This window comes from Paraburkholderia ferrariae NBRC 106233, from assembly GCF_000685035.1.
GTDB classification, from domain to species: domain Bacteria; phylum Pseudomonadota; class Gammaproteobacteria; order Burkholderiales; family Burkholderiaceae; genus Paraburkholderia; species Paraburkholderia ferrariae.
Map to the genome: position 1 here is coordinate 1 of NZ_BAYB01000025.1, position 25585 is coordinate 25585.

The 25585-nt window shown below is 66.3% G+C and carries 24 protein-coding genes; 14 read left to right on the top strand and 10 right to left on the bottom strand.

Translation table 11 applies throughout. The features are described 5' to 3' along the window. Positions 1 to 909 (bottom strand): aromatic amino acid lyase (locus BFE01S_RS24635; protein WP_042338430.1); only part of this gene is annotated, 909 nt, incomplete at its 3' end. Positions 910 to 1141: 232 nt separating this feature from the next. On the opposite strand from BFE01S_RS24635, the gene BFE01S_RS24640 reads away from it, so the two are divergent. The 4 genes from BFE01S_RS24640 to BFE01S_RS24655 all read left to right on the top strand — a co-directional run bounded on the left by BFE01S_RS24640 (position 1142) and on the right by BFE01S_RS24655 (position 4179). Continuing rightward, positions 1142 to 1900, top strand: a complete 759-nt coding sequence (locus BFE01S_RS24640) for an ABC transporter substrate-binding protein (protein ID WP_028227802.1) — start codon at positions 1142 to 1144, stop codon at positions 1898 to 1900. Positions 1901 to 1986: 86 nt separating this feature from the next. Continuing rightward, complete coding sequence (locus BFE01S_RS24645; RefSeq protein ID WP_028227803.1) at positions 1987 to 2676, top strand: ABC transporter permease; 690 nt, start codon at positions 1987 to 1989, stop codon at positions 2674 to 2676. Further along, the gene (locus BFE01S_RS24650) at positions 2673 to 3386 is read left to right on the top strand and encodes an ABC transporter permease (RefSeq protein ID WP_028227804.1); all 714 of its coding nucleotides are present in this window, start codon (positions 2673 to 2675) and stop codon (positions 3384 to 3386) included. The genes BFE01S_RS24645 and BFE01S_RS24650 overlap by 4 nt, the downstream gene beginning before the upstream one ends. A gap of 25 nt (positions 3387 to 3411) precedes the next feature. Further along, entirely contained in the window at positions 3412 to 4179 is a 768-nt protein-coding gene (locus tag BFE01S_RS24655) for an ABC transporter ATP-binding protein (RefSeq protein WP_028227805.1), read from the top strand. A gap of 36 nt (positions 4180 to 4215) precedes the next feature. Here the strand turns inward: BFE01S_RS24655 and BFE01S_RS24660 are convergent, their stop codons facing one another. The 4 genes from BFE01S_RS24660 to BFE01S_RS24675 all read right to left on the bottom strand — a co-directional run bounded on the left by BFE01S_RS24660 (position 4216) and on the right by BFE01S_RS24675 (position 9872). Beyond that, positions 4216 to 5169: a dimethyl sulfoxide reductase anchor subunit family protein gene (locus BFE01S_RS24660; RefSeq protein WP_028227806.1), complete on the bottom strand. Its 954-nt coding sequence runs from the start codon at positions 5167 to 5169 to the stop codon at positions 4216 to 4218. Between the two features lie 27 nt (positions 5170 to 5196). Further along, positions 5197 to 5919: a 4Fe-4S dicluster domain-containing protein gene (locus tag BFE01S_RS24665; protein ID WP_028227807.1), complete on the bottom strand. Its 723-nt coding sequence runs from the start codon at positions 5917 to 5919 to the stop codon at positions 5197 to 5199. 15 nt (positions 5920 to 5934) lie between these two features. Beyond that, on the bottom strand, positions 5935 to 8892 hold the full coding sequence (locus BFE01S_RS24670; protein WP_028227808.1) for a molybdopterin oxidoreductase family protein: 2958 nt from the start codon (positions 8890 to 8892) through the stop codon (positions 5935 to 5937). A 185-nt stretch (positions 8893 to 9077) separates the two neighbouring features. After that, a complete protein-coding gene (locus BFE01S_RS24675; protein WP_028227809.1) occupies positions 9078 to 9872 on the bottom strand; it encodes a sulfite exporter TauE/SafE family protein in 795 nt (264 codons plus the stop codon). Between the two features lie 207 nt (positions 9873 to 10079). Between BFE01S_RS24675 and BFE01S_RS24680 the strand changes: the two genes are divergently transcribed. The 3 genes from BFE01S_RS24680 (at position 10080) to BFE01S_RS24690 (ending at position 12248) form a co-directional block, all read left to right on the top strand. Next, a complete protein-coding gene (locus tag BFE01S_RS24680) occupies positions 10080 to 10757 on the top strand; it encodes a flavin reductase family protein (protein ID WP_028227810.1) in 678 nt (225 codons plus the stop codon). A gap of 127 nt (positions 10758 to 10884) precedes the next feature. Next, positions 10885 to 11526 carry a DsbA family oxidoreductase gene (locus BFE01S_RS24685; RefSeq protein WP_028227811.1) on the top strand — a complete coding sequence of 214 codons (642 nt, stop codon included), beginning with the start codon at positions 10885 to 10887 and terminating at the stop codon, positions 11524 to 11526. A gap of 41 nt (positions 11527 to 11567) precedes the next feature. Continuing rightward, positions 11568 to 12248 carry a cytochrome b/b6 domain-containing protein gene (locus BFE01S_RS24690; RefSeq protein ID WP_028227812.1) on the top strand — a complete coding sequence of 227 codons (681 nt, stop codon included), beginning with the start codon at positions 11568 to 11570 and terminating at the stop codon, positions 12246 to 12248. Positions 12249 to 12263: 15 nt separating this feature from the next. Here the strand turns inward: BFE01S_RS24690 and BFE01S_RS24695 are convergent, their stop codons facing one another. Beyond that, positions 12264 to 13817 (bottom strand): methyl-accepting chemotaxis protein, encoded by a 1554-nt coding sequence (locus tag BFE01S_RS24695; RefSeq protein WP_084170129.1) that lies wholly within the window; start codon positions 13815 to 13817, stop codon positions 12264 to 12266. Positions 13818 to 14008: 191 nt separating this feature from the next. Between BFE01S_RS24695 and BFE01S_RS24700 the strand changes: the two genes are divergently transcribed. After that, positions 14009 to 14833 carry an isocitrate lyase/PEP mutase family protein gene (locus tag BFE01S_RS24700; protein ID WP_028227814.1) on the top strand — a complete coding sequence of 275 codons (825 nt, stop codon included), beginning with the start codon at positions 14009 to 14011 and terminating at the stop codon, positions 14831 to 14833. 370 nt (positions 14834 to 15203) lie between these two features. Then, the gene (locus tag BFE01S_RS24705; RefSeq protein WP_028227815.1) at positions 15204 to 16946 is read left to right on the top strand and encodes a sensor domain-containing protein; all 1743 of its coding nucleotides are present in this window, start codon (positions 15204 to 15206) and stop codon (positions 16944 to 16946) included. A gap of 50 nt (positions 16947 to 16996) precedes the next feature. On the opposite strand, the gene BFE01S_RS24710 is transcribed toward BFE01S_RS24705, so the two are convergent. Next, positions 16997 to 17785, bottom strand: coding sequence for an FRG domain-containing protein (locus BFE01S_RS24710; RefSeq protein WP_028227816.1), 789 nt, complete (start codon positions 17783 to 17785; stop codon positions 16997 to 16999). Between the two features lie 205 nt (positions 17786 to 17990). Here BFE01S_RS24710 and BFE01S_RS24715 point away from each other — a divergent pair, with 205 nt between their 5' ends. The 4 genes from BFE01S_RS24715 (at position 17991) to BFE01S_RS24730 (ending at position 22706) form a co-directional block, all read left to right on the top strand. Then, positions 17991 to 19226: an MFS transporter gene (locus BFE01S_RS24715; RefSeq protein ID WP_028227817.1), complete on the top strand. Its 1236-nt coding sequence runs from the start codon at positions 17991 to 17993 to the stop codon at positions 19224 to 19226. Between the two features lie 274 nt (positions 19227 to 19500). Further along, positions 19501 to 19830, top strand: coding sequence for a hypothetical protein (locus BFE01S_RS39995; RefSeq protein ID WP_042338433.1), 330 nt, complete (start codon positions 19501 to 19503; stop codon positions 19828 to 19830). Positions 19831 to 19911: 81 nt separating this feature from the next. After that, positions 19912 to 22020: a phosphocholine-specific phospholipase C gene (locus BFE01S_RS24725; protein WP_028227818.1), complete on the top strand. Its 2109-nt coding sequence runs from the start codon at positions 19912 to 19914 to the stop codon at positions 22018 to 22020. 134 nt (positions 22021 to 22154) lie between these two features. After that, complete coding sequence (locus BFE01S_RS24730) at positions 22155 to 22706, top strand: GNAT family N-acetyltransferase (protein ID WP_028227819.1); 552 nt, start codon at positions 22155 to 22157, stop codon at positions 22704 to 22706. A 7-nt stretch (positions 22707 to 22713) separates the two neighbouring features. Here BFE01S_RS24730 and BFE01S_RS24735 read toward each other — a convergent pair whose 3' ends face one another. From BFE01S_RS24735 to BFE01S_RS45945, 3 genes are all read right to left on the bottom strand, one after another. Next, on the bottom strand, positions 22714 to 24093 hold the full coding sequence (locus BFE01S_RS24735) for an MFS transporter (protein WP_028227820.1): 1380 nt from the start codon (positions 24091 to 24093) through the stop codon (positions 22714 to 22716). A 100-nt stretch (positions 24094 to 24193) separates the two neighbouring features. Next, positions 24194 to 24745, bottom strand: a complete 552-nt coding sequence (locus BFE01S_RS45940) for a LysR substrate-binding domain-containing protein (RefSeq protein ID WP_245621183.1) — start codon at positions 24743 to 24745, stop codon at positions 24194 to 24196. Further along, a complete protein-coding gene (locus BFE01S_RS45945; RefSeq protein ID WP_052420973.1) occupies positions 24742 to 25122 on the bottom strand; it encodes a LysR family transcriptional regulator in 381 nt (126 codons plus the stop codon). The genes BFE01S_RS45940 and BFE01S_RS45945 overlap by 4 nt, the downstream gene beginning before the upstream one ends. A gap of 105 nt (positions 25123 to 25227) precedes the next feature. On the opposite strand from BFE01S_RS45945, the gene BFE01S_RS40005 reads away from it, so the two are divergent. Next, on the top strand, positions 25228 to 25584 hold the full coding sequence (locus BFE01S_RS40005; RefSeq protein WP_042338436.1) for a hypothetical protein: 357 nt from the start codon (positions 25228 to 25230) through the stop codon (positions 25582 to 25584). The last annotated feature ends 1 nt before the right edge of the window (position 25585 follow it).

Here is a 25585-nt window from a genome sequence, read left to right on the forward strand (position 1 = left end):
TTGCGCCGCGTGGCGCATCTGGTCGAGGCACGCGCCCATCACCTGCGGCTGGCAGCGCAGCGAGTACGGGTCCTGCACCTTGCCGCAGTCGCGGTGCGAGAGATTGATCGCCGAGCCGTCGAGCAGCGCACGATACGCAGCGGCCGCTTCGATCTGGCCGCGCTGGCCGCGCAGCTCGTGAATGCGCGCGTCGAAAGGCTTGACCGAGCCGGCCGCCGCATCCACGCACAGGGCGCCCGAAACGAGCGCGGTGCGGTACAGGTCTTCGATCGCGAAGAGGTTATAGAGCGCGAGCGCCGTGGAAGCCTGGGTGCCGTTGAGCAGCGCGAGGCCCTCTTTCGCCTGCAGCGCGAGCGGCTTGAGGCCAACGAGGCGCAGCCCCTCCGTCGCACTCATGCGCTCGCCCTTCGCGAACACTTCGCCCACACCCAGCAGTATCGCGGACATATGCGCAAGCGGCGCGAGGTCGCCCGAAGCGCCCACCGAGCCCTTCACCGGAATCACGGGCAACACGTCGGCGTTGAAGAGCGTGATGAGCGCGTTCATCACCTCGCGGCGGATGCCGGAATGGCCACGGCCCATGCTCGAAAGCTTCAGCGCCATCAGCAGGCGCACAACCGGGCGCGACATCGGCTCGCCCACGCCCACGGCGTGCGAGAGCACCAGATTGCGCTGCAGGAGTTCAAGCTGATCGCGCGGGATATGCGTGCTGGCAAGACGCCCGAAGCCCGTGTTGATGCCATAGGCGGGTTCGCCCTTCGCCGTGATTTCCGCAACGGCGCGCGCACAGGCATCGATGGCGGCAAAGCTTGCCGGATCGAGTTCGAGCTTTACCGGATGCTGGTCGGTCTGGCGCGCGATCTGGCGCAGTTGGGGCAGGGTCAGGTGGCCGGGAGTCAGAGTAATCATTTCGCTCAAGTTGTCTGGACAAGATGGCGAAAGATTAAAGCCTTCAACTTGTATATACAAGTAATAAAAGCTTCGTGTATACCCGGATGACGCTTTCCTGACGCTTGAGTTACGCAGCCTTTCAGTTGACGAATCAACGCGCTTCTCGGTAATTACACCGATTGTTGAGCACTGTCAGGACCGATAATTTGTATAGACAACTTTGCATCCATCGATACCCCCCGGAGCCTTCATGAAGAAATTTGCCTTGTGTGTCGCCCTCGCTCTCGCCGCCGGCGGTGCTTATGCGAAAGACTGGTCCACGATCCGCTTCGGTGTGGATGCCAGCTATGCGCCGTTCGAGTCGAAGGCGCCGGACGGCAAGCTCGTCGGCTTCGACATCGATCTCGGCAACGAAATCTGCCGGCGCATGAAGGCAAAGTGTGTGTGGGTCGAGCAGGATTTCGACGGCATGATCCCCGCGCTGAAGGCCAGGAAGTTCGATGGCGTGCTTTCGGCACTCACGATCACCCCGCAGCGCGAGCAGCAGATCGCCTTCTCCTCGAAGCTCTTCAACACGCCGACGCGTCTCGTCGCGAAGCAGGGTTCGAACCTGCAACCGACCATCGCTTCGCTCAAGGGCAAGTCGGTGGGGGTCGAGCAAGGCTCCATTCAGGAGACCTATGCGAAGGAAAACTGGGCGCCCAGGGGTATCAACATCGTGCCCTACGAGAACCAGGATCAGGTCTATCTGGACCTGCAGTCGGGCCGCCTCGATGCCGCGCTTCAAGACGAGATCCAGGCGGACCTGGGCTTCCTCAAGACGCCGCGCGGCGCGGGCTTCGCGTTTGCAGGGCCGGAAATCCCCACGGGCGCCGCGGCCATCGGCCTGCGCAAGGACGACGCCGACCTCAAGGCCGAGCTCGACAAGACCATCGCCGAGATGATCCAGGACGGTACGTACAAGAAGATCGAGTCGAAGTACTTCGACTTCGACGTGTACGGGAGCTGAGTTCCGCCGTCTTCACTTGTATTCCTAAGTGTCATGCATGCTGCGCCAATGCGCGGCACGCTCGCTCCCATCGAGGACACCCTTCCATGTTTTTCCAAGGCTTTGGCCCGCTGCTCCTCGCGGGCACGTGGGAAACCGTCAAGCTCGCGCTGCTGTCGCTCGCCGCGGCCTTTCTGCTCGGCCTCGCCGGCGCCGCCGCGAAGCTTTCGCCCAACCGGGTGCTCTCGCGCATCGGCACGCTGTACACCACGCTGATCCGCGCGGTGCCCGATCTCGTGCTGATGCTGCTGCTCTTCTATAGCATCCAGATCTGGCTGAACGATCTGACCGACCTGGCCGGCATGGACCAGATCGACATCGACCCCTTCGTGGCCGGCGTCATCACCCTCGGTTTCATCTACGGCGCCTATTTCACCGAGACCTTTCGCGGCGCGTTCCTCGCCGTGCCGCGCGGGCAGATCGAAGCCGGCTTCGCCTATGGCATGAGTTCCACGCGCGTGTTCACGCGCATCCTGTTCCCGCAGATGATGCGCTTCGCGCTGCCCGGCATCGGCAACAACTGGCAGGTGCTCGTGAAGGCCACCGCGCTCGTCTCGATCATCGGTCTCGCGGATGTGGTGAAGGCCGCGCAGGACGCCGGCAAGGCCACGCAGCAGTTTTTCTTCTTCACGCTCATGACCGGCGCGATCTATCTCGCCATCACCACCGTGTCCAATTTCGCACTGCATCGCCTCGAAAAGCGCTATTCGACCGGCGTCCGGAGGGCCGCGCTGTGATCGAACTCATTCAGCAATACTGGCCGAACTATCTGTACAGCGACGGCTTCAACTACAGCGGCCTCGTGGTCACGCTCTGGCTGCTGGTGGTCTCGATCGTGCTCGGCTTCCTGCTGGCCGTGCCGCTCGCCATTGCACGCACCTCGCGCAATCCGTTCATTTCGCGCCCCGTGTGGCTCTACACCTACGTGTTTCGCGGCACGCCGCTCTATGTTCAGTTGCTGCTCTGCTACACCGGCATCTACAGCCTGCACTACGTGCATACGCACGAGATGCTCGGCGCGTTCTTTCGCAGTGCGATGAACTGCACGCTGCTGGCCTTCACGCTGAACGAATGCGCCTACGCCACGGAGATATTCGCCGGTGCGATCAAGGAGACGTCGCACGGCGAGATCGAGGCGGCGCAGGCTTACGGCATGTCGAAGACCCGGCTCTACACGCGCATCATCCTGCCTTCGGCGCTGCGCCGCGCGCTGCCCGCCTACAGCAACGAAGTGATCCTGATGCTGCACGCCACCACGCTCGCCTTCACCGCCACCGTCCCCGACATCCTGAAAGTGGCCCGCGACGCGAACTCGGCCACCTATATGACCTTCCAGGCTTACGGCATTGCGGCCGTGCTGTATGCGTCGATCGTCTTCGCCCTGATCTGGGCTTTCCGCCGCATGGAAACACGTATGCTGGCTTACCTGAAACCGCAAGGGCACTAAGCCGCCTGGTGGGAGTGTATTGAGAATGTACAAACTGATTGTCGACGACCTGCACAAGAAGTTCGGCGAAAACGAAGTATTGAAGGGGGTGTCGCTCAAGGCGAAGGCCGGCGACGTGATCAGCCTGATCGGGTCGAGCGGTTCCGGGAAAAGCACCTTCCTGCGCTGCATCAACTTCCTCGAATCGCCCTGCTCCGGGCGCATCGCGGTAAACGGCGAGGAGATCCGCACCAGCACCGACCGCAGCGGCGCCCTGAGGGTGACCGACCCGAAGCAGTTGCGCGCCATGCGCACGCGCCTTTCGATGGTGTTCCAGCATTTCAATCTCTGGGCGCACATGACCGTGCTCGAAAACATCGTCGAAGCCCCCGTGAGCGTGCTCGGACTGAACCGCGAGGAGGCAGAGGCACGCGCGCGCAAATATCTGGCGAAGGTGGGTCTGACTAACGGCGTCGAGCAGAAGTACCCGGCGCATCTTTCCGGCGGACAGCAGCAGCGCGTGGCGATCGCCCGCGCGCTGGCAATGGAGCCGGAAGTGATGCTGTTCGACGAACCCACGTCCGCGCTCGACCCGGAACTGGTGGGCGAAGTGCTGAGGGTGATGCAGGCGCTCGCGGAAGAAGGCCGCACGATGATCGTCGTCACGCACGAAATGGGCTTCGCGCGCAACGTGTCGAATCACGTCGTCTTTCTGCACAAGGGCAAGATCGAGGAGCAAGGCGACCCGCGCGAGGTGCTGAACGCGCCGCGCAGCGAGCGCCTGCAGCAGTTCCTCGCGGGCCGGCTGAAGTAGCGGTGGTGTCGCCAGGCGGGGGGCGGTACGCCGCGCTCAGCTCTGGCGGTAGTACAGATTCTGCGGGTGCCGCGCTTCCGCGAAGAAGAACCAGCGCTCGGCCACGAGCCCCGCATACTGGATCGCTGCCGCAAGCCATAGCAGTGCCAGCGCCGCTACCGGCAAACGCAGGCTGCCGCCCAGCGCCACAAGACAAAACGGCACGACGAATGCGGCCACGATGAAGGTCCATTTCACGCGGTGCAACGTCTCGGGCGTCTTGCCGTGAAAGAACTCCCGCAGGTTGAACGCGCCTGCGGTGAAGCCGCGCGACTGCTGCACCACGCGCCTCCCCTGAATGCCCGTGGCGCTTTGCACCGTCGATTTCGGGTGCAAGCGGGCGTTGCGCACCAGCGAGGCCCCGCGCGAAACGCCGGCCGCCAGCGTAAGCAGGCAAGCGAGCGCCGCGAGCGGCGCGACCAGCCCGGGTACGAGCCACGCCGCGCAGGCAACGGCCAGCGTGGCGCCCGACGCGCAGCCGAGCAGTGCGAAATTGACGACGGTGAGCGGCGTCGCCCATTCCTGGAGGAAGCGCAGGCAGGCGTAGATCATGCCCGTGCAGACGAACAGCAGCACGCCCGCCACCACGCCAAGGCCGCCGATAGCCAGCGTATCAGGCCAGTTCAGCGCATGCGCGAGGCCATACGCGAACGCGCAGCCGAGGAAAGCGGGCAAACACAGGCATTCGCGCGAGAGCCACGACGTGCGCCACATGGCGATGGCCCGCCACGCGCGCTCGGGATGCCCCAGGTGGAAAAACGACGCGAGCAGCCCCAGCGCGCCGAGCACGCACGCAAGCACGGCACCGGCGACGTAGAACGCAGCCGGCACGCCATCGGCACCGGCGAAGCCGAGGCGCGCCGCCGCTTCCACGGCAACGAGCACAATGAGCAATCCCTGCCCCGCTCCGCTCAGGGTCGTCAGGAATACGACGGAAAATGCAGGTTTCAAGTTCGGTCTCCCTCTGGCGGTCCGCGTCTATCCGATCCGCTTTGCAATCGATGCGAGGTGCAGCTCGCCGTCTTCCATCGACGATGCCTCACGCTCGCCCGCTTCGGCACAGCCACACCCGCTGCCGCACGAAGCCACCTGCTTGCGCGGCAAATAATGATTCGAGGGCCGCGTTTCCCACTCGGGCATCAGTTGGTAGCCGCCGCGCTCGCGAATCGCCTTCGAAACCACCGAGTCCGGGTCGTGAATGTCGCCAAAGAGCCGCGCCGAGGTGGGGCATGCCAGCACGCAGGCCGGCTTGCGGTCGCGCTCGGGCAGCGCCTCGTTATGGATGCGGTCCGAACACAGCGTGCACTTGGTCATTTCCTTGCGGCCTTCGTCCAGTTCCCGCGCGCCATAGGGGCAGGCCCACGCGCAGTACTTGCAGCCGATGCAGCGGTCGTAATCGACCAGCACGAGGCCGTCTTCCTTGCGCTTGTAGCTTGCCCCGGTCGGACACACCGGCACGCACGGCGGGTCCTCGCAGTGCAGGCACGACTTCGGAAAGTGGATCGTATCCGCCAGGGGGTATTCGCCCGCTTCGAAAGTCTGCACGCGGTTGAAGAACGTGCCGGACGGATCGGCGTCGTAGGGGTTCAGGTCCGCGAGGCTGCCCGCCTCTCCCGAAGTGTTCCATTCCTTGCAACTCGTCACGCATGCGTGGCAACCCACACAGACGTTGAGATCGATGACGAGGGCCATCTGGGTCATAGCAAACTCCCGTTGTCACGCACGTGGCGGCTTGCGCCGTTTCGACGCCGCCCGCAGGCGCGCCGCGAATTCGCCGCGCCCCGCGAAATACGCCTGCAGGGTGCGGTGAACCACACCGCCCTTCCCTTCGCCTTCCCCCACCACGCCGGGCATCTCCCGCACGGGGTCGAACTGCGGCAGCGTGCGATCCGCATTGGCCTCGGCCGGATAGATGCGCACGCGCACGTCGTACCATGCAGCCTGGCCCGTCACAGGATCGGAATTCGAGAGGCGCCAGGGTCTGGCTTCGGTGGCCGGCAACTCGTCGGTGATCAGGTGATTGAGCAGAAAGCCGCGCTGCGATTCGTTCGCGTCCGGGCCTAGCTGCCAGGCGCCAGCCGCCTTGCCGATGGCATTCCAGGTCCATACGGTGCCGGGCTCCACCGCCTCGCTATAGCGCGCAAGGCAGCGCACCTTGCCCCATTGCGATTCCACATGAATCCAGGCGCCGTCTTCGATACCCTCGGCCGCGGCGGTGCGCGGATTCACATAGAGATAGTTCTCGCCGTGTATCTGCCGCAGCCAGGCGTTCTGCGAGTCCCACGAGTGGTACATCGCCATCGGGCGCTGCGTGACCGCCGCGAGCGGATAGCGCGCCGTATCGGTCTCTTCGCGTTCGAGCGGCGCGTACCAGAACGGCAGCGGATCGAAGTACGTGGCCACGCGTTCGCGCAGGTGCTCGGGGGGCTGACGCCCCTTCGCCTTGCCCTGCGCTGCGAGCCGGAACTTCTGCATCACGTCCGAGTAGAGAGCGATGACGATGGGTTCGTCGAACTTGCGAAAGCCCTTCTCGACCGCGAACTGCAGATACGGCCCGTTGCAGTTGCGCATGTATTGCATCGTTTCGGGCAGCGTGTAGTGATAGACGCAGTTGTTGGCCGCGTACATCTCCCACTGCCGCGGATTGGGTTCGCCCACGAGTGCGGCATCCCCGTCCTTGCCGCGCCAGCCGATCAGAAAGCCCACGCCCGAGTCCGGAGAAGTCTGGTGGTTGACGATGAAGTCGGGGTAATCGCGGTACTTGCGCTTGCCCTCGGCGGTCGTGAACGCGGGAAACTTCAGGCGTCCTGCCAATTCGATCAGCACTTCCTGGAACGGCTTGCATTCGCCTGTGGGCGGCAACACCGGCACGCGCACGGAATCCACGGGTCCGTCGAATTCCGAAATCGGCCGGTCGAGCATCGACATGGCATCGTGGCGTTCGAGGTAGGTGGTGTCGGGCAGGACGAGATCGGCGAACGCGGTCATCTCCGACTGGAACGCGTCGCACACCACGAGGAACGGGATTTTGTACTCGCCGTTCTCGTGGCGGTCCGCCAGCATCTTGCGCACCTCCACGGTGTTCATCGACGAATTCCACGCCATGTTGGCCATGAAGATGAGCAGCGTGTCGATGGGATACGGGTCGCCGCGCCACGCGTTCGTGATGACGCTGTGCATGAGTCCGTGCACGGCAAGCGGGTACTCCCACGAGAACGCCTTGTCGATGCGAACCGGGCCGCCCTCGTCGTCCACGAAAAGGTCTTCGGGCGCCGCCGGCCAGCCCAGCGGCCCGGTGGCGAGCGGCGTGTTGGGACGCACGTCGCCGGGATGATTGGGCGGCTTGGCCGAAGGCGGCACCGCGCGCGGAAACGGCGACTTGTGACGAAAGCCGCCGGGCCGGTCGATGGTGCCGAGCAGCGACATCAATACCGCCAGCGCACGCGTGGTCTGAAACCCGTTCGAGTGTGCGGCGAGCCCGCGCATCGCATGGAACGCCACGGGCGCGCCCGTGACCGTGTCGTGCGTTTCGCCCCAGGCATCGGTCCAGCGTATCGGCAGCGTGATTGGATGATCGCGCGCGACCTCGGCCATTTCGCGCGCGAGGCGCCGGATCGTGGCCGCTGGAATCCCCGTGATCTCCGCGGCCCATTCGGGCGTGCAGTCGGCCACGCGCTCGCGCAGCAGCGCGAAGGCAGGCGCGACCGGCGTGCCGTCCGCGAGCGTATAGCGGCCGTCCAGCGCAGGCCGCGCACCCGGGGTGTGATGCAGCACCTCGCGTTGCGTTTCGAGGTCCCACCACAAGTGGTTTTGCGGGAAGAGGCGGTTGCTTTCGTCCGCGGTTTCGTCGCGCACGAAGAGCCCATAAGTTTCGCTTGCCTCGCGCAGGTCGAGCAGTTCCGCCGCGTTGGTGTAGCGCGCCACGAACTCGTGGTCGTAAGCGTCCTGGCCGATCAACTCGTGCATGAGCGCCATGAAGAGCGCGCCATCCGTGCCGGGGCGAATGGGTACCCACTCGTCGGCAATGGCCGCGTAGCCCGTGCGCACCGGGTTGATCGCAATGAAGCGGCCGCCCGCGCGCTTGAACTTCGAAATGGCGATCTTCAGCGGATTCGAATGGTGATCTTCGGCCGTGCCGATCATGAAGAAGAGCTTCGCACGGTCGAGGTCCGGGCCGCCGAACTCCCAGAACGATCCCCCCATCGTGTAGATCATGCCCGCGGCCATGTTGGCCGAACAGAAGCCGCCGTGCGCCGCATAGTTCGGTGTGCCGAACTGTTTGGCGAAGAGGCCCGTCAAGGCCTGCATCTGGTCGCGCCCGGTGAAGAGCGCGAAGCGTTTCGGGTCGGTGGCGCGCAGATGGGCCAGGCGTTTTTCGAGCAGATCGAACGCCTCGTCCCACGAAACCGGTTCGAACTGCGCCGTGCCGCGCAGCGCCCCGGGCTTGCGGACGAGCGGCTGCGTGAGGCGCGCGGGCGAATACTGCTTCATGATCCCCGACGAGCCCTTCGCGCAGATCACCCCCTGGTTGAGCGGGTGCTCGGGATTGCCGTCGATGTAGCGCACCTCGCCGTCGCGCAGATGCACGCGGATGCCGCAACGGCACGCGCACATGTAGCACGTGGTCGTTTTGACCTCGAGTTGCTCGTCCTGGGTGCGGGCCTTGTGCTCCATCGTTTCTCCGAATTCCGCTTCGGCTGGCGAAGCAGGACGCTGGCTGCGATGCCTCCATCGTAGAGGATCGCGTGCCATCGGAAAAATCGCAAATCCGGATTCGAACTATCGCCGGCCCTGATGCTTGCCCGATCCGTTACAAGGCCAATGAAAGCTTGCGCGATACACACGCGCCAAAGCCGGCTTCAGAGCACCCCGGACTTCCAGATCATCTGCGCCGCGGCGGCCAGCACGCACACGAGCACGACCATGCGAAAAGCGAGCGGATGCAGCCCGTCGCGCAGCGGCCGGGCGAGCCACATGCCCGCGATGGCCGGCAGGCTGGCCGCAGCGGAGAGGGCGAGATCCGTCACGTTCGCATGGGCGCCGCTGCTGAAGGTGGTGAGCAGCGTGACGATCGAAACGACGAGGATGATGGCGATCTGCTTCGTGAAGGCCCGGCCCGTGGCGCCCGTCGCGATCAGATACATGGCGAGCAGCGGACCCGGCACCGAAGCGATGCTTTCCATGAGCGCCGCGCCGAAGCCCAGTACGAGACCCACGGGCTTCACCAGGGCGGGCGCGAACGTGAGCCTCGGCGAAGCGAGCAGCAACGCCGCGGCGAGAATCAGCACGAGCCCCGAGGCGAACTGCGCGCGATGCGGTTCGAGCGAGATCAGCACCCATACGCCCACCACGTTGCCGATCACGGTGCCGACGAGCGGTGCCGCGATGCGCCGCACGGTGGGCAGGATCTGGCCGCCTTCGACCGCCTGCGGGATATTGCCGAGAATGATCGGCATGGAGAGCAGCAGCACCGCCTCCTTCACCGGCATGAAGTGCGTGAGGATGGGCATGGCGACGAGCGGCACGCCGATGCCCGTCACCCCCTTCACCATGCCGCCCAGCACCAGCGCGAACGCGATGCCGGCGAGCGCGGCGGCGCTCAGCGCCTGAAGATGGGGATAAAGCAGTCCGCCGGAGAGTGGGATGGGCAACATCGCGGGTCAGGGTTGGGCGTCACGGTGAAAGGGCGTGCGGCTGGCATGCCGCGCAGCATGATAGCGCACGCCTTCCTTTGCTTCCCGCGCGTCTTTGGCGCGTGGACCGAACGAGAACGCAAGAACTGGAGTGCATGCCGGGGCTGGCCGCACGAAACTGGCCTCACATCCCCTCACCCACTCACCCACTCGACATAAGGCCCCGGCATGTCCTCCACCCATGTTTTGAGCGAACCCGCCATTCTCTATTTCGGCACGCCCGTCGTGCTGGTCGGCACCTGCAACGACGACGGCAGCGCGAACCTCGCGCCCATTTCGTCGGCGTTCTGGCTGGGCTGGCGTTGCGTGATCGGCATTTCGGCCGCCTCGAAAACCACGGCCAATCTCAAGCGCACCGGCGAATGCACGCTGAATCTGCCTTCCGCCGAAGAAGCGGCCGCCGTGGACCGCATCGCGCGCACCACGGGCTCGAATCCGGTGTCCCCACGCAAGCTGGCGCGCGGCTATACGTTCGAGCCGGACAAGTTCGGCCGCGCGGGGCTCACGCCGCTCGCCTCGCAGACGGTGGGCGCGCCGCGCGCGCAGGAGTGCCCGATCCACCTCGAAGCCGCGGTAGCCACGCGCCACGGGCTCGCCGACGACGCACCGGAGTTGCGCGGCGCAATCGAGCTCTTCGAGTTGCGCGTGACGCGCGTGCACGTGCGCGCCGACCTGCTGATGGACGGCCAGCCCAACCGCATCGATCCGGACAAGTGGAATCCGCTCATCATGAGCTTCCAGAAGTTTTACGGGCTTTCGGGCGGCCAGGTACACGCGTCGCGGCTCTCGGACATTCCCGAATCGGCGTATCGCAGCCCCGACGTCGACCGCGCCCGCGCGGCGTGAGGCGTTGACGCATACGGGTGCGTGCCCTGCAAGGCGCGCCGTTTCGGGCTACCCTGTGCGCTGCGGTGACGTCGGCCCGATCAAGGCATCGGCCCGGCGCCGCCAGCCACATCAACCAGGATTCGCCATGAAACAGCCCCTCAAGATCGACTTCGTTTCCGATATCGCCTGCCCCTGGTGCGCGATCGGCCTTTCCTCCCTGCAACGCGCCCTCGAGCGCCTCGACGACAAGGTCGATGCGCAGATCGTCGTGCACCCGTTCGAACTCAACCCGCAGATGGGACCGGACGGCGAATCGATCGTCGAGTATCTCGGCAAGAAGTATGGCCGCACGCCCGAGCAGATCGCCGAGACCCAGGCCATGATCCGCGAGCGCGGCGCCGAAGTGGGCTTTGCGTTCGGTCCGCGCGAACGCGCCTACAACACGTTCGATGCCCACCGTCTGCTGCACTGGGCGGGTCTCGAAGGCAAGCAGTTGCCGCTCAAGCTCGCGCTGCTGCGCGCTTACCACGGCGAGGGCAAGGACCCGAGCGATCGCGAGGTGCTGGTGGCAGCGGCGCAGTCCGTGGGGCTGGACGCCGCCCAGGCGCGCGAAGTCCTGCAAAGCGGCCTCTACGCCGACGAAGTCCGCGCCGAAGAGCAGCAGTCTCAGGCCATGGGCATCCAGTCGGTGCCGTCGATCATCTTCAACGACCGTTATCTGGTGACGGGCGGCCAGCCGGTGGAGGCTTTCGAGCGCGCCATCGAGCAGATCCTGGCGCAGGCCTGATCCCGGCCTTCATCGGTTCTCGCCACTCATCCCGTCCGCGCATGGCCGCCGAACGCCCCGACCCCGCCGGCGCGCGCAGCGTGCGCGTGTGGGACCTGCCCACGCGCCTCTTTCACTGGCTGACGGTGCTGCTGGTGGCGGGCTGCTGGGCCACCCAGCGCCTGAACTGGATGCAGTGGCACGTGCGTCTCGGCGAAACGCTGCTCGCGCTCGTGCTGTTCCGGCTCATGTGGGGTATCGCCGGCAGCGAGACCGCGCGCTTTCGCCGTTTCGTCGCCTCGCCGTGGGCGGCCTGGCGTCACCTGAAACATCTGCTGCGGCGCGAGCCGGACGTGCAGGTGGGACACAATCCGGCGGGCGCCTGGATGGTGCTCCTCCTGCTCGCGCTGCTGCTGGCCGAAACACTGAGCGGCCTTTACGACTACAACGACATCGCCGACGAAGGCCCGCTCTCCGAGTTCGTGCCGCCCGTCATCGCGAATGCCATCGCGGCCTTCCATGCGTGGGGCTGGGACGTTCTGCTGGGTGCCGTCGTCCTGCACGTTTGCGCAATCGCGGTCTATGCGCTCGTGAAAGGCCACAATCTGCTCAAGCCCATGCTCACGGGACGCAAGCGCCTGCCCGAGGCGATCCGTGCCCCCGCGCGTGCCTCGCCCTGGCTTGCGGCACTGCTGATGGCGGCCGCGGCGATCCTCGTCGCCCTCCTCGCCACCTATCTTTGAGCCTGCCGCCCGCGTTCAATGCAGGCGGAATGCCGCCACGCTCTGACGCAGCGCGCTCGCCTGCTCGCTCATGCTCTGCGCCGCCGCGGCGGCCTGCTCGACCAGCGCCGCATTCTGCTGCGTGACCGAATCCATCTGCCGCATGGCCTGATTGATCTGCCCGATGCCCGTGGTCTGGTGATCCGATGCCGCGGTCACATCGCGCATGAGTGCGGCCACGCGCTCCACGGCGCTGCGCACCGCGCCCATCGATTCGGCCGTGCGCTGCGTGACCTGGGAGCCGCCTCGGATGTCGCGCGTCGTGGTGTCGATCAACTGCTTGATCTCCTTGGCCGCCACCGCGCTCTTTTGCGCGAGGCTGCGCACTTCGCCCGCCACCACGGAAAAGCCCTTGCCCTGCTCGCCGGCCCGCGCCGCTTCCACGGCCGCGTTCAGCGCGAGGATATTGGTCTGGAAAGCAATGCCGTCGATGGTGGCGATGATCTCCGTAATCTTGCTCGCATGGCTCACGAGCGACTCCATACTGCCCGACAGTTCCTGCATGGCCGAGCCGCTGTCCGTCGCAGCGTGCGACGAATGCTCGGCAAGCCGCAGCGCATCGGCGGCAAAGGCGCTGTTGGCGCTCACCGTGGACGTGAGTTCGTCCATGCTGGCCGCCGTCTCTTCGAGCGAGGCGGCCTGTTCCTCGGTGCGCTGCGAGAGGTCGAGATTGCCGCGCGCGATTTCGCCCGAGGCATTCACGATGGAGTCGCTCGACACCTGAATCGTGCCGATGATCTCGCGCAGGCGCTCCTGCATGGAAGCGAGGGCCGCCATCAGGCTCGTCGTGTCCTTCGCCCGCAGCGTCACGCGGGAGGCCAGATTGCCGCCGGCGATTTCGCGCGCCACGGCCTGCGCCTCGGAGGGCTCGCCACCCAGTTGGCGCTGCAACTGCCGCGCGATGAAAAAGCCGAACGCCATGCTCGCAACGAACCCCACCGCCACGAGCGTGGACAGCAGGATGCTCATGTTGGCGTAGAGGCTCGCGGCGTTCCGGGCCGCTTCGTCCGCGCGTGCCTTGCGGTAGGCCGCCAGCTTCGCAATGGCCACCTTCATCTTGTCGCTCGCGGCAATCGCGTCGTGCACCAGCAGGTCGTGATCGGCGTATTGCGGCGCCAGCGGCGTGAAGCCGGCCTCCTGCTTCACGATCGGCTCCCAGCCGTCGTTGGTGCGCTGCAGTTCGGCATAGAGCGCCCGGCCTTCGTCGCTCTGGTTCGCAATCGCGCCGTACTGGCGCATCGAGTCGTCGAGTGCGCCCAGCTTGGCGCGGATGTCGTCGATCAGGCCTTGCTTCGCGGCGTCGGTTTTCGCATAGCCGAGGTTGGCGGCGTCGAGGTCGGTGGAGAGCTTGTTGCGCGCAATCTCGCTCAGCAGGTAGATGCCCTGCACCTGATCGTGCGCGACATCGCGCGTCAAGCCATACATGCGGGACAGCGTCGCGATACCCACGCCCCCGCAGGCGGCGCCGATCACAGCCACGGCGCCGAAGGTAGCCAGCAGTTTCTGCAGCACGGTCAATTTTTTCAGCATGATGTCCAGTCAGTAGGCTTCGGTCTCAGTTTTGCTATCGGCGCATGCTGCACTGCCCTTTAAGCGAATTCCCGTATACAGGTCATTCGTCTGAGTAAAGTGGCCGTAAGCGGGCACGCTATGGCACCTTGCGTTTATGCTCGTGGGGCAGTGCCTGCCCCTGCCTCGTCCATTCCACCTGGAGACGCTTCATGCCCCGCACCACCGCAGAAAAGCGCGCCGCGTTCCGCGCGCTGCACGAATCCGGCTGTTTCATGCTGCCCAACCCCTGGGACGCCGGCAGCGCCTGCTACCTGCAGCACCTGGGCTTCAAGGCCCTTGCCACGACGAGCTCCGGCTTCGCATGGTCCACGGGGCACGCCGACAACTCGGTCTCGCGCGAAGCGGTGCTCGCCCACCTGCGTGCGATCGTGAGCGCCACCGACCTGCCTGTGAACGCCGACTTCGAGAGCGGCTTCGGCAAGGATCCGAATGAGGTTGCGGAGAGCGTCGCGCTCGCGGTGCAGACCGGCGTGGCGGGCCTCTCCATCGAAGACTCGACCGGCGACGGCGCGGCGCCGCTCTTTCCGCTCGAGGTCGCCGTGGCCCGCATCGCCGCCGCGCGGCGCGCCATCGACGCCCAGGGCGGCGACACGCTCCTCGTCGGCCGCGCGGAGCATGTCCTGACCGGCCAGGCCGATCTGGACGAGACGATCCGCCGGCTCACGGCCTACGCCGAGGCGGGCGCCGACTGCCTCTACGCGCCCGGCCTCCAGACTCGCGAGCAGATCGAAGCCGTGGTCGCCGCGGTGGCGCCGAAGCCGGTCAACGTGCTGGTGGGCTCGGCTTCGCCGCTCACGCTCGATGCGCTCGCCGCGATGGGCGTGCGGCGCGTGAGCGTGGGCGGGGCGCTCGCCCGCGCGGCATGGGGCGGCTTCATGCGCGCCGCCCAGGCACTTGCCGAGGGCCGTTTCGATGGCTTCGAAGACAACGCCCCGGGCGCGCAGCTCAATGCGCTCTTCGCGCCCAACCGCTGAGACGCTTGCGTGCTGTAGCGCCGTGCCTTGCAGCGCGGGCCGCGCGCCGGACGCCGGTTACGTAACATCCGCTGCGATGCAGGCCGCGGTGTTACGTAGCGTCGCGCTGCACGGTGCGGGCGAATTTCGTGACGGCACCGGAAGTCGGGATTTGGGCTAAGGGAGCGCTCTTCAGTTGGCCTTTGATTGGCCTTTGATTGGCCTTTAGCTGGCCTTTAGCTGGCCTTTAGCTGGCCTTTAGCTGGCCTTTAGCTGCCCTGGTTGCCCGTACTCCAGACTTGAGCGCATTGGCACGCGTCCTGCATGACGCATCGCGCGCCGCCCGCCCCGGCGCACCCCACGCCAACGAAACCCGCCCGCGAAGAACGGCATGCCCAGCCACAGCCTCTACGAGTCCGCCTTCCTCGCCGGACCCTACGGCGCATTCCTCTGCGATGCAGAAGGCCTCTTCACGCACGTCAATCCGGCGTACGAGCAGCTCACCGGCTTTAGCAGCGAGGAACTCGTCGGCAAGCTCACCTGCGTCGCCCTGCACGACCCGGCCGAACTGCTGCGGCGCATCGCCCCCTCCCGCGACGGGGTTTCAATCGAGTCGCTCGCGCGCCAGCGCACCGAGTGGACCTACGTGCGCCGCAACGGCACGCGCGTGCCGGTTTCGTTTCAGCTCGCGCTGCTGCCGGCTGCAAGTGCGCGGCCGGCGAGGCCCGATGCGGCGCCCGTGCCGCGCTACGTCGGCGTGGCCGTGGACATGTCGCGCCATGCGCATACCGAGGCACGCCTCTGGTACGTCTCCTACCACGACCCCATCACGCAGTTGCCCAACCGCGAACTCCTGGTCGAGCGCCTCGAACTCGCGCTTTCGCGAAGCCGCCGCGACGAAAAACCGCTGACCGTCTGCGTGGCCGAAATCGACGATCTCGACCTGACACGCGCCGCGGTTGGCCCCGAAGGCGCCGACCTCGTGCTAGCGCTCGCGGGCGAGCGGCTGCGCCGGCTTGCGGGCGGCGAAGCCGCAGTGGGGATGATCGGTGGAGACCAGTTCGCGATGGTCTTTCCGGGCGGCGAGTCCCAGGTTGGCGATCTGGCCGCGCGGCTGCATGCCGGCCACGAAGAGAACGGGCAACTTGCCGGCGGCGTGGGCCACGCCGAGGGCGAGCGTGGCGCGTGGCCGCCCGTGAGCCTGAGCATCGGCGCGGCATCGTGGCCGCAGGACGGCAACGACGCGGCCCTGCTGATCCGCCGTGCCGGCGTGGCGCTCTCCGAAGCGCGGCGTGCCGGCAAAGGCCAGCTCTGCCGCTTCTCGCTCGCGCTCGAACGCCGGGCCACGCGCACGCTCGACCTGGAGAAAGGGCTGCGCCGCGCACTCAACACGAGCCAGTTGTTTCTGCACTATCAGCCGCGCGTCTCGCTGCGCACCGGCGGGGTTTCGCGCTCGGAGGCCCTGCTCCGCTGGCGCCATCCCGAGCTCGGCCTCGTGAGCCCCGTGGAATTCATCCCCGTGGCCGAACAGACCGGCATGATCCACGCGCTCGGCGACTGGGTGATGGCCACCGCCTGCCGCGAAACGAGCTACGCGCAGCGGCTCACGGGCGTGCTGCCGCACGTGGCCGTGAACGTCTCGGCCCGGCAGTTCGCGAATCCGCGCCTCGTCGCCACGATCGAGGCGGCTTTGCAGAAGGCCGCGCTCGTGCCGTCGCAACTCGAAATCGAAATCACCGAAAGTGTTCTGATCGGCGACGCCGAGCGGACCGTGAGCACGCTGCAGGCCCTGCGGGCTTCGGGCATCGAGGTGGCCGTGGACGACTTCGGCACCGGCTATTCGAGCCTCGCCTATCTCGCGCGCCTGCCCATCAACCGGCTCAAGATCGACCGCGCGTTCGTGATGCGCATGACCGGGGACCCGCGCAGCGCGGCGCTCGTCCAGGCGATCGTTTCGATGGCGCACGGTCTGGGCCTCGCCGTGACCGCCGAAGGCGTGGAAACCGCGGAGCAGGCCGAGGCGCTGCGCGAGATGGGCTGCGACGAAGCACAGGGCTACTGGTTCTCGCGGCCGATCACGCTGAAGGCACTCTGCAACCTGCTGGAACCGGCCATGTTGCGCGCATCGCGCTAACGCAACGTTAAAGCGCGACCCTGGGCCGGGGTTCATTGACCCGGCACCGCTCAGGGCGACGTGACGAGCCCCGACCAGACGATCTCCAGTTCCACCGCAATCGAACGCGCGAGGCCGTCCAGCCCCGGAAAGAGCGAAGCGTTCGTGATGTTCATGCGATAGAGCCACTTCATCGCGTCCATGCGCATGCTCTTGGGCAGCACGATCTTGTGCAGCAGTTCCTCGTTGCTCTCGTAGCCGTCCAGAATCGCCTGCAAAGACTTGTCGATCACGCCCGGCACGACGAAGGTGCCGGACTGCGCCACGAGCCGGTCGTCCATTTCCGTGGGCTCGCCGGACCACAAAATCTCGTTGGTGTTCGAAAAGAAGTGCTGCTGGAAATTGTCGTGCACGCGCGGATCGATCACATCGCGCGTGAGCAGCGGGTTCGCCCGCGGCAGCGCGCGGTTGTTCCAGAGCGCGGGCGTGTTCAGCGCGAACACGGCGGCGTCGCCGGTGGCGCGCTCCAGCGCGAAGAACGCCGCTACGAACGGGCTCTTCGTGAAATCGAGCAGGCGCGTGGGCGCGCCATGGTGCTGCATCAGCGCGAGACAGCGCAGGTCGTCGCCCAGCAACGCGGGATGCGCGAGAAAGTTGTGCGCCTTGCGCCGGAACACGCGAATCGCGCGCTCCTCGCGCGAGCGCCACTGGCCGCGGTCCTGCACGTAGTCGCGCATGGTGCGCGAGAGCGAGCTTTCCAGTAGCCAGGCTGCGTTCTGCTGGCCGCGAAACGCCCAGCCGTCGAGCTGCGTGGTGAGCGCCATGAACTGCTGCCAGTCGGTGAGTACGGTGGTCTGCATCGTGGGTCCTTCGGTCGGTCCTGCGTGCGACTGCCCTGCCGTCGCGCGAATGATCTTAACGCCAAAGCGGGGCGTTCCGGTGAAGGCGCGCTTTGCATTGCCCGCAGATCTTTTACAATGCGTGCATGATCCGCCACGGCGCCCCACCCGAATCCGCAAGCACTGAGGCGAGAGCCGGCCTGCACCTTTGCGCGCCGGAGCCTGCATGAGGCTGTCCGAAGACGGCATGTTCCGCTCGCTGCGCAGCTTCAACTACCGGGTGTGGTTCGCGGGCGCGCTCGTCTCCAACATCGGCACGTGGATGCAGCGCACGGCGCAGGACTGGCTCGTGCTCACGGGCCTCACGCATCACAGCGCGGCCGCCGTGGGCATCGTCATGGGCCTGCAGTTCGGGCCGCAGTTGCTCCTGCTGCCCTGGTCCGGCTATGCCGCCGACCACCTCGATCAACGCAAGCTGCTCATGGTCACGCAGGCGACGCTCGGCGCGCTCTCGCTCGGGCTCGGCGTGCTGACCATCTCGGGTGCGGTGCAGCTCTGGCAGGTCTACACCTTCGCGTTCCTGTTCGGCTGCACCACGGCGCTCGATTCCCCCGTGCGGCAAACCTTCGTGTCGGAGCTCGTCGGCGACGGCGACCTCGCCAATGCGGTCGCGCTCAACTCCACCTCGTTCAATGCCGCCCGCATGGTGGGCCCGGCAGTGGCGGGCCTCGTCATCGCTTCGGCGGGCGTGGGCTGGGCATTCGTGCTCAACGGCCTCTCGTTCGTCGCCGTGCTGTTCTCGCTCACGCGCCTGCGCACCCAGGACCTGCGCGTGCGCGACCGCGCCCATCCCGCGCGCGGCAGCATGACGGCGGGCTTTCGCTACGTGTGGTCGCGGCCCGACCTCAAGGCGATCATCTTCATGCTGGCGCTGATCGGCACCTTCGGGCTGAACTTTCCGATCTTCATCTCGACGATGGCGGTGAGCGTTTTTCACGCCAATGCGGGCGGCTACGGCCTGCTCTCTTCGCTGATGGCGGTGGGCACGGTGACCGGCGCGCTCTTCGGCGCGAAACGCAGCAAGCCGCGCTTCGAGTCGCTGCTCGTTGCGTCCGCACTCTTCGGCGCCGGCTGTGTGCTGGCGGCCATCGCGCCCGCCTATGGCTGGTTCGGCGCGGCACTCGTGCCAATCGGCATTGCCGCGCTGACCTTCATGACCACCACCAACAGCTTGATGCAGCTCTCCACCGAACCGGCCATGCGCGGCCGCGTGCTGGCGATCCGGCTGGCCGTGGCGCTGGGCGGCACGCCCGTCGGCGCGCCGATCGTGGGCTGGGTGGCCGATCACCTCGGACCGCGCTGGGCGCTGGTGGTGGGCGCGGCCTCCGGCTTCGCCTCCGCATGGGTGACCTGGCGTGCGATGCACGCGCGCGCATCCAGCGAAGCCGATCTCCCGCTTTAAAAAATCTCCCTGGACGCGTTCGCGTCATAAATCTTAAAAGCAGCTTCGCTATGCTCCGGCGTTGGTCTGCCGTTCCTTACCAACTATTACCGGGTCTTGCCGCGGCATTGCCGTGCGCTGCGGGATCCAGCCGATCCGCTGCCCGACCAGCCGCTCGACCGGCTGGTTGAGCCGAGGCAGGGAGACATGCATGACAGCCCGATTCGTGCGGCAAGCTGCGCCCTTGCGGAGCCTGCCACGCAAACGTTTGCGAATAGCTTTCAACACCCGATCGTTGCGCGCGCCAGCAGGGTTCGCCGCCGCGCTGCTGGTTTGCGCGACCGCAGCATGCAGCGGGCATGACGACGACCGCGCCGCACTCACCGATTCCGCCGCACGCGAACTCTCCGGTACTCCCTCGCACAAGGCCGCGAACACGATCACGGCCTTCGACGATGCCCCCGGCGCGCCCGCGGCGGCAAAAAGCGCGGGACCCGGCACCGATGCGGGGGCGAGCGAAGTCGCGCTTCCCGCGCTCGCCGTACGCACTCCCGCCCAGGCGCCGGCCGACGGCAGCCCGGGTATCGATCCGCTCGTCACACCCGTGATTCACACCGCAGATTGAAGTCCCCGTCCGCGCCTGGCCGACCGGAGACCCCGGCGTGCCGCGCGCGTTTGCCCACCCTCGAGAACGACTGGAAAAAGAATGACCAAGAGAACCCGCCGTGACTTCCTGCGTGCCGCCGCAATGACCGCGGGATCGGCCTCCGCGCTGACCCTGCTGCCGCCCGGCATCCGCAACGCGCTTGCCATTCCCGCCAACAACCGCACCGGCAGCATTCGCGATGTCGAGCACATCGTGATCCTGATGCAGGAAAACCGCTCGTTCGATCATTACTTCGGCTCGCTGCGCGGCGTGCGCGGCTTTGGCGACACGCGCGCCATCACGCTGCCGGGCGGCCAGCCGGTCTGGAACCAGCCGGGCACCGGCGGCGTGGGGCAGGTCCTGCCGTTCCACCCCACGGCGCCGAACCTCGGCCTGCAGTTCCTCGAAGACCTCGCGCACGACTGGACCACGACGCACCAGGCGTGGAACGGCGGCCTCTACAACCAGTGGGTGCCGGCCAAGGGCCCGACGACGATGGCGTACCTCACGCGCGACGACATCCCGTTCCACTACCAGCTCGCCGATTCCTTCACGATCTGCGACGCCTACCATTGCTCGACGATGGCCCCCACCGACCCGAACCGCTACTACATGTGGACCGGCTGGGTAGGCAACGACGGCAGCGGCGGCGGCCCCGTGATCGACAACGCGGAACTCGGCTACGGCTGGTCCACCTACCCCGAAGTGCTGCAAAACGCCGGCATCTCCTGGAAGATCTATCAGGACATCGGCACCGGGCTCAACGCCCAGGGCTCGTGGGGCTGGACCGAAAACCCGTATATCGGCAACTACGGCGACAACTCGCTGCTCTACTTCAACCAGTACCGCAACGCGCAGCCCGGCAATCCGCTCTACGACCGCGCCCGCACGGGCACGAATGTCTCCTCGGGCGGCACCTATTTCGACGTCCTCAAGCAGGACGTGCAGAACAACACGCTGCCGCAGGTCTCCTGGATCGTCGCGCCGGAAGCCTACTCGGAACACCCGAACTGGCCCGCGAACTACGGCGCATGGTACGTGGATCAGGTGCTGCAGATCCTCACGTCGAATCCGGATCTCTGGAGCAAGACGGTCCTGCTCGTCAACTACGACGAGAACGACGGCTTCTTCGATCACCTGGCCGCGCCGTTCGCACCGGCCACGAGCGCGAACGGCCTCTCCACCGTCTCGACCGCGAACGAGTACTTCGCGCTCAGCAGCGAGTACCCGGCCGGCCCTTATGGCCTCGGCCCGCGCGTGCCGATGATCGCCGTGTCGCCGTGGTCGCGCGGCGGCTGGGTGTGCTCGCAAACCTTCGACCACACCTCGGTCATCCGCTTCATCGAGAAGCGCTTCGGCGAGCATCACGATCTGCGCGAGTCGAACATCACGCCGTGGCGCCGTGCGGTGTGCGGCGATCTCATGTCGGCGTTCAACTTCGCCACGCCGAACGAGGGCCTGCCGACGCTGCCCTCCACGAGCGGCTATGTGCCGCCCGACCAGAACCGGCATCCGAGCTATGTGCCGACGCCGCCGGCCGTGGGCAGCCTGCCGAAGCAGGAGTCCGGCGTGCGCCCCGCACGCGCACTGCCCTATGAGTTCTTCGTACGCTTCAGCGCGGGGGCGGCAACGGGCGAAGCCGGCATCCGTTTCATCAATACCGGGCGGGCGGGTGCCGCGTTCCTCGTGTACGAAACGGGCAGCAGCACGGCGCCGCGCTCCTACACCGTGGAAGCGGGCAAGCGCCTCGAAGACCAGTTGACGATTGCTTCGCCGGGTGTGTACGACTTCAGCGTATTCGGGCCGAACGGCTTCCTGCGCCGCTACGCCGGCACGCAGCAGAGCGGCAGCCTGGCGGGCCGCGGCACGGCACGGCCGGAGGTGGCGGAAGGCTACGACGTGGCCAACGGCAATCTGGAACTGCGTCTGGCCAACACCGGCAGCGCGGCGTGCCAGTTCACGGTCGTCAACGCCTACGATCCCTCGGCGAAAATCGAGCATACGGTGCGCGGCGGCGACGAAGACCTGCTCTATCTGGATCTGCGCAACGCACACGGCTGGTACGACCTGACGGTCACGGTCAATACCGATGCGAGCTTCGTGCGGCGCCTGGGCGGTCACGTGGAAACGGGCCGGCCGAGCTATAGCGATCCCGCACTGGGGGGCTGAGCGCGCTGTATAGCGTTCCCGTATTCCCGTAACCTGGACATGGGCCGCCGCGAGGCGGCCCATGGTTTTTATGCCCGCTGGCGAGACACGCATGCTTTAATAAGCACTTTCAATGTTGACATCCGGGCGCCCTCATGCCGTTTTTCACCCCCGTCACGCTGACCACGCCCCGCCTGGTTCTCCGTCCGCTGCGCGAAGAAGACGCAGCGCCGCTCTTCTCGATGTGGTCGGATGCGGATGCCATGCGTTACTTCTCGTTCCCGCCCATGACGTCTGTCGAGCAAGCGCGAGAGCGCGTGGTGAGGGGGGAGAAAATGTCCTCCTCGGGCGTCGATCTGATCTGCGTGCTCACCTCGCAAGCTACCGGCGAGGTGCTGGGCGACTGTGCGCTCTTTCGCGTGGACGAGCAGTGCCGGCGCGCCGAAATCGGCTTCAGCCTGCAACGCCGACACTGGGGCAGCGGCTATATGAACGAAGCCGTCTCCGCCCTGATCGCGCATGCCTTCGGCACGGCGGGACTGCGCCGCCTCGAAGCCGATATCGACCCGCGCAACCTCGCTTCGGCGCGTCTTCTGGAGCGCCAGGGATTCGTGCGCGAAGGGCTGCTGCGCGAGCGCTGGATGGTGAACGGCGAAGTGTCGGACAGCGCGCTCTACGGGCTGCTCGAAGGCGACCGCCGCAAGTGAACGCGATCTAGGACACTTGCCCGCGTCCGAGCAGCACGGGGGCTGACGTCACCCACCACACGAACGCGGCCACGAGCGACGTTGCCACGACTACGCCGAGCACCAGCGTCATCGCCGGCGCAAACGAGTGGCCGGTGGCGATGAACGAACCGAAGATCGCAACGCCCAGTGCCGATCCGCTTTGCCGTGCCGAGTTCAACACGGCCGAAGCAATGCCCGCGCGGCTTTTTTCCACGGTGCCGAGCGCGGGTGAAGTGGCCGCCGGGGAGATAAAGCCGGACGCGAGGCCGATCAGCACCATCGGCACGGCTGCGAGCCAGTAAGGCGACGTCGCGTTCGAGAGCGTCATGCCGAGCGCACCGGCTGCATAGAGTCCAAACGCAATACACATCGACCGCCGCCCGCCCATCCGCTTCACGATGCGGCTCGACATCAGGCCGCCGGCTGCCACCATGCCTGTCATCGGCAGGAACGCGAGCCCGGTTTCGAGCGCCGAGTCGCCGCGCACCTGCTGGTAGTACAGGCTGAACGTGAACAGCATGCCGTAGAACACGAAGGCCGACGCCATCGAAACGAAGGTCGAAGCCGAAAACAAGGCATTGCGAAAGAACTGCAACGGCAGCATGGGATGGCGCACCCGCGTTTCGATGACGAAGAAAGCCACCCACGCGGCGACGCTCGTTACGATCCCTGCCCGCGCAAGCGTCGATTGCCAGCCCAGCACCGGCCCTTCGATCAGTACACCGATCAATGTGCCGAGCGCCACGATGGCGGCAAGCTGCCCCTTCACGTCGAAATGGCGCGCCGTCGCGCTCGAAGCCGCCCGATCCACGCACAGCGTCAGCCCAAGTCCGACGATCCCGACCGGCACGTTCACGAAGAAGATACTGCGCCAGCCGAACGCGTGGATCAGCAGGCCGCCGATGAGCGGCCCCGAAGCCATGGCCACGCCACCGCATCCCATCCACACGCTCACCGCCGCGGCGCGGTCGGCCGCGTTCGGGTACGCGCCGTTGATGAGCGCGAGCGAGCACGGCACCAGCATGGCGCTGCCGACGCCCTGCAGCGTGCGCGCGAGCGTCAGCGTCGCGAGGTCCGGTGCGAAGCCGCACAACACCGAAGCGAGCACGAAGATCGCGAGCCCGGCGAAATAGATGTTGCGCGCACCGAGGCGGTCGCCGAGCGTGCCGCCCGTCATCAGCAGACTCGCGAAGGTCAGCGTATAGGCGTTGACGACCCATTGCAGCCCGGACACATGGCTGCCGAGCGTGCGACCGATCTCGCCGAGCGCCACGTTGACGATCGAGGCATCGAGCAGCACAACGGTGTAGCTGATGCTGGTCGCCGCCAGCACGCGGCGCGTGGAGAGATCGCGAGTGAAGGTCATAGGTCGGAGCGTTCGATGAGGAGGTTGCACCGAGCTTACCCAGATCTATCCGCGGATGTTTCACCGCAAAACGAAATGTGGCGGCAATCGCCGAAGGGAATCAGTGCGCAGTGACGGCCGAGCGAATCAGATCGCGCAGCCAGCGATGCGCGCGGTCCGCATCGAAGCGCGGATGCCACGCCAGCGAAATCTGCACGTCCGGCACGCTCACGGGCAGCTCGAACACGGCAATCGGCAGACCGAGATTCGCACCGTGCCGCGCGAGCGAGGCGCCCACCACCGTCACGAGATCGCTGGCCGCCACCGCCAGCAGTGCGGCGTTTTCGTGCTGAACCACAAGCGAGATGCTGCGGGACAGCCCCCGTGCGGCAAGCGCTGCATCGAGCGGGCCGCGCGGCGACACACGCGCGATCGCAACATGCGCGCAGGCGGCGAACTTCGCGGCGTCGATGGTCCGCTTGATGGTCCGCTTCCTTCCTGTACCCACCAGCGGATGGCCGCTCCGCGCCACGCCGACCAGGTGCTCGCGGTAAAGCGCCTGCCGCTTCACTTCGGGCCCGAGGTCGTCGATCACGCCGATATCGAGGTCGATTTCGGCGCTGCGCAGTGGCTCCACCGCCTCGGTCCCCTGCGAGACGAAGCGCAACGTCACGTTCGGTGCCGTTCGCGCAGGCGCTGCGCGAGGACGGGGCCGGCTGTGGTTGCGAACGCATCCATCGCGCGTATCACGAAGGTGCGTTTCAGACCGCCCGGATCGAGGGCGCCCGGCGCGAGCATGTGCTGCGCCTGGTCGAGCAGCGCGCGGACCTGCGGACGCAGGGCTTCGGCGCGCGGCGTTGGCACGAGGCCGCGGCCGGCGCGCACCATCAGGGGGTCGCCCACCATGTCGCGCAGGCGCCCCAATGCCCGGCTCACCGCGGGCGCGCTGAGATGCACACGCTCTGCGGCGCCCACTACGCTCCCCTCTTCCAGCAGCACATCAAGCACGCGCAGCAGGTTGAGGTCGAAGGTCGGCAGAGGTTTCGGCATAACCTGAATCGTGCGTTTAACACAATATATCTTTAACTGGATTTCATTTTACGCAACGGTGGCGGCTTTGCATACTGGGCTCGGATACTCAACCAGGAGAACGCAATGCAATACCGGTTTACCGAAGAAAGCCGAATAGTGGAAGGGATCACGCTTCGCCGGATCGAAACGCTGGACGGCCAGCATGGCGGCTTCATCGAACACGAGTGCAACCTGAGCCGCGACGGCGCGGCCTGGGTGCATGCCGAAGCCATGGCCTATGGCGAATCCCGCGTGCTGGAGGATGCCCAGGTGTTCGGCGTGATTCGCGGCTATGCGGTGATCCGGGGCAAAGCCGCGCTCTATGGCGAGGCATGCGGCACCGCGGTGATCGGCGGCAACGCCAGGGTGTACGGCGCCGCCATCGGATCGGCTGCCGTTTTCGGCGATACCGTGGTCCCGCCCGGCGTATCGGTGACGTGAT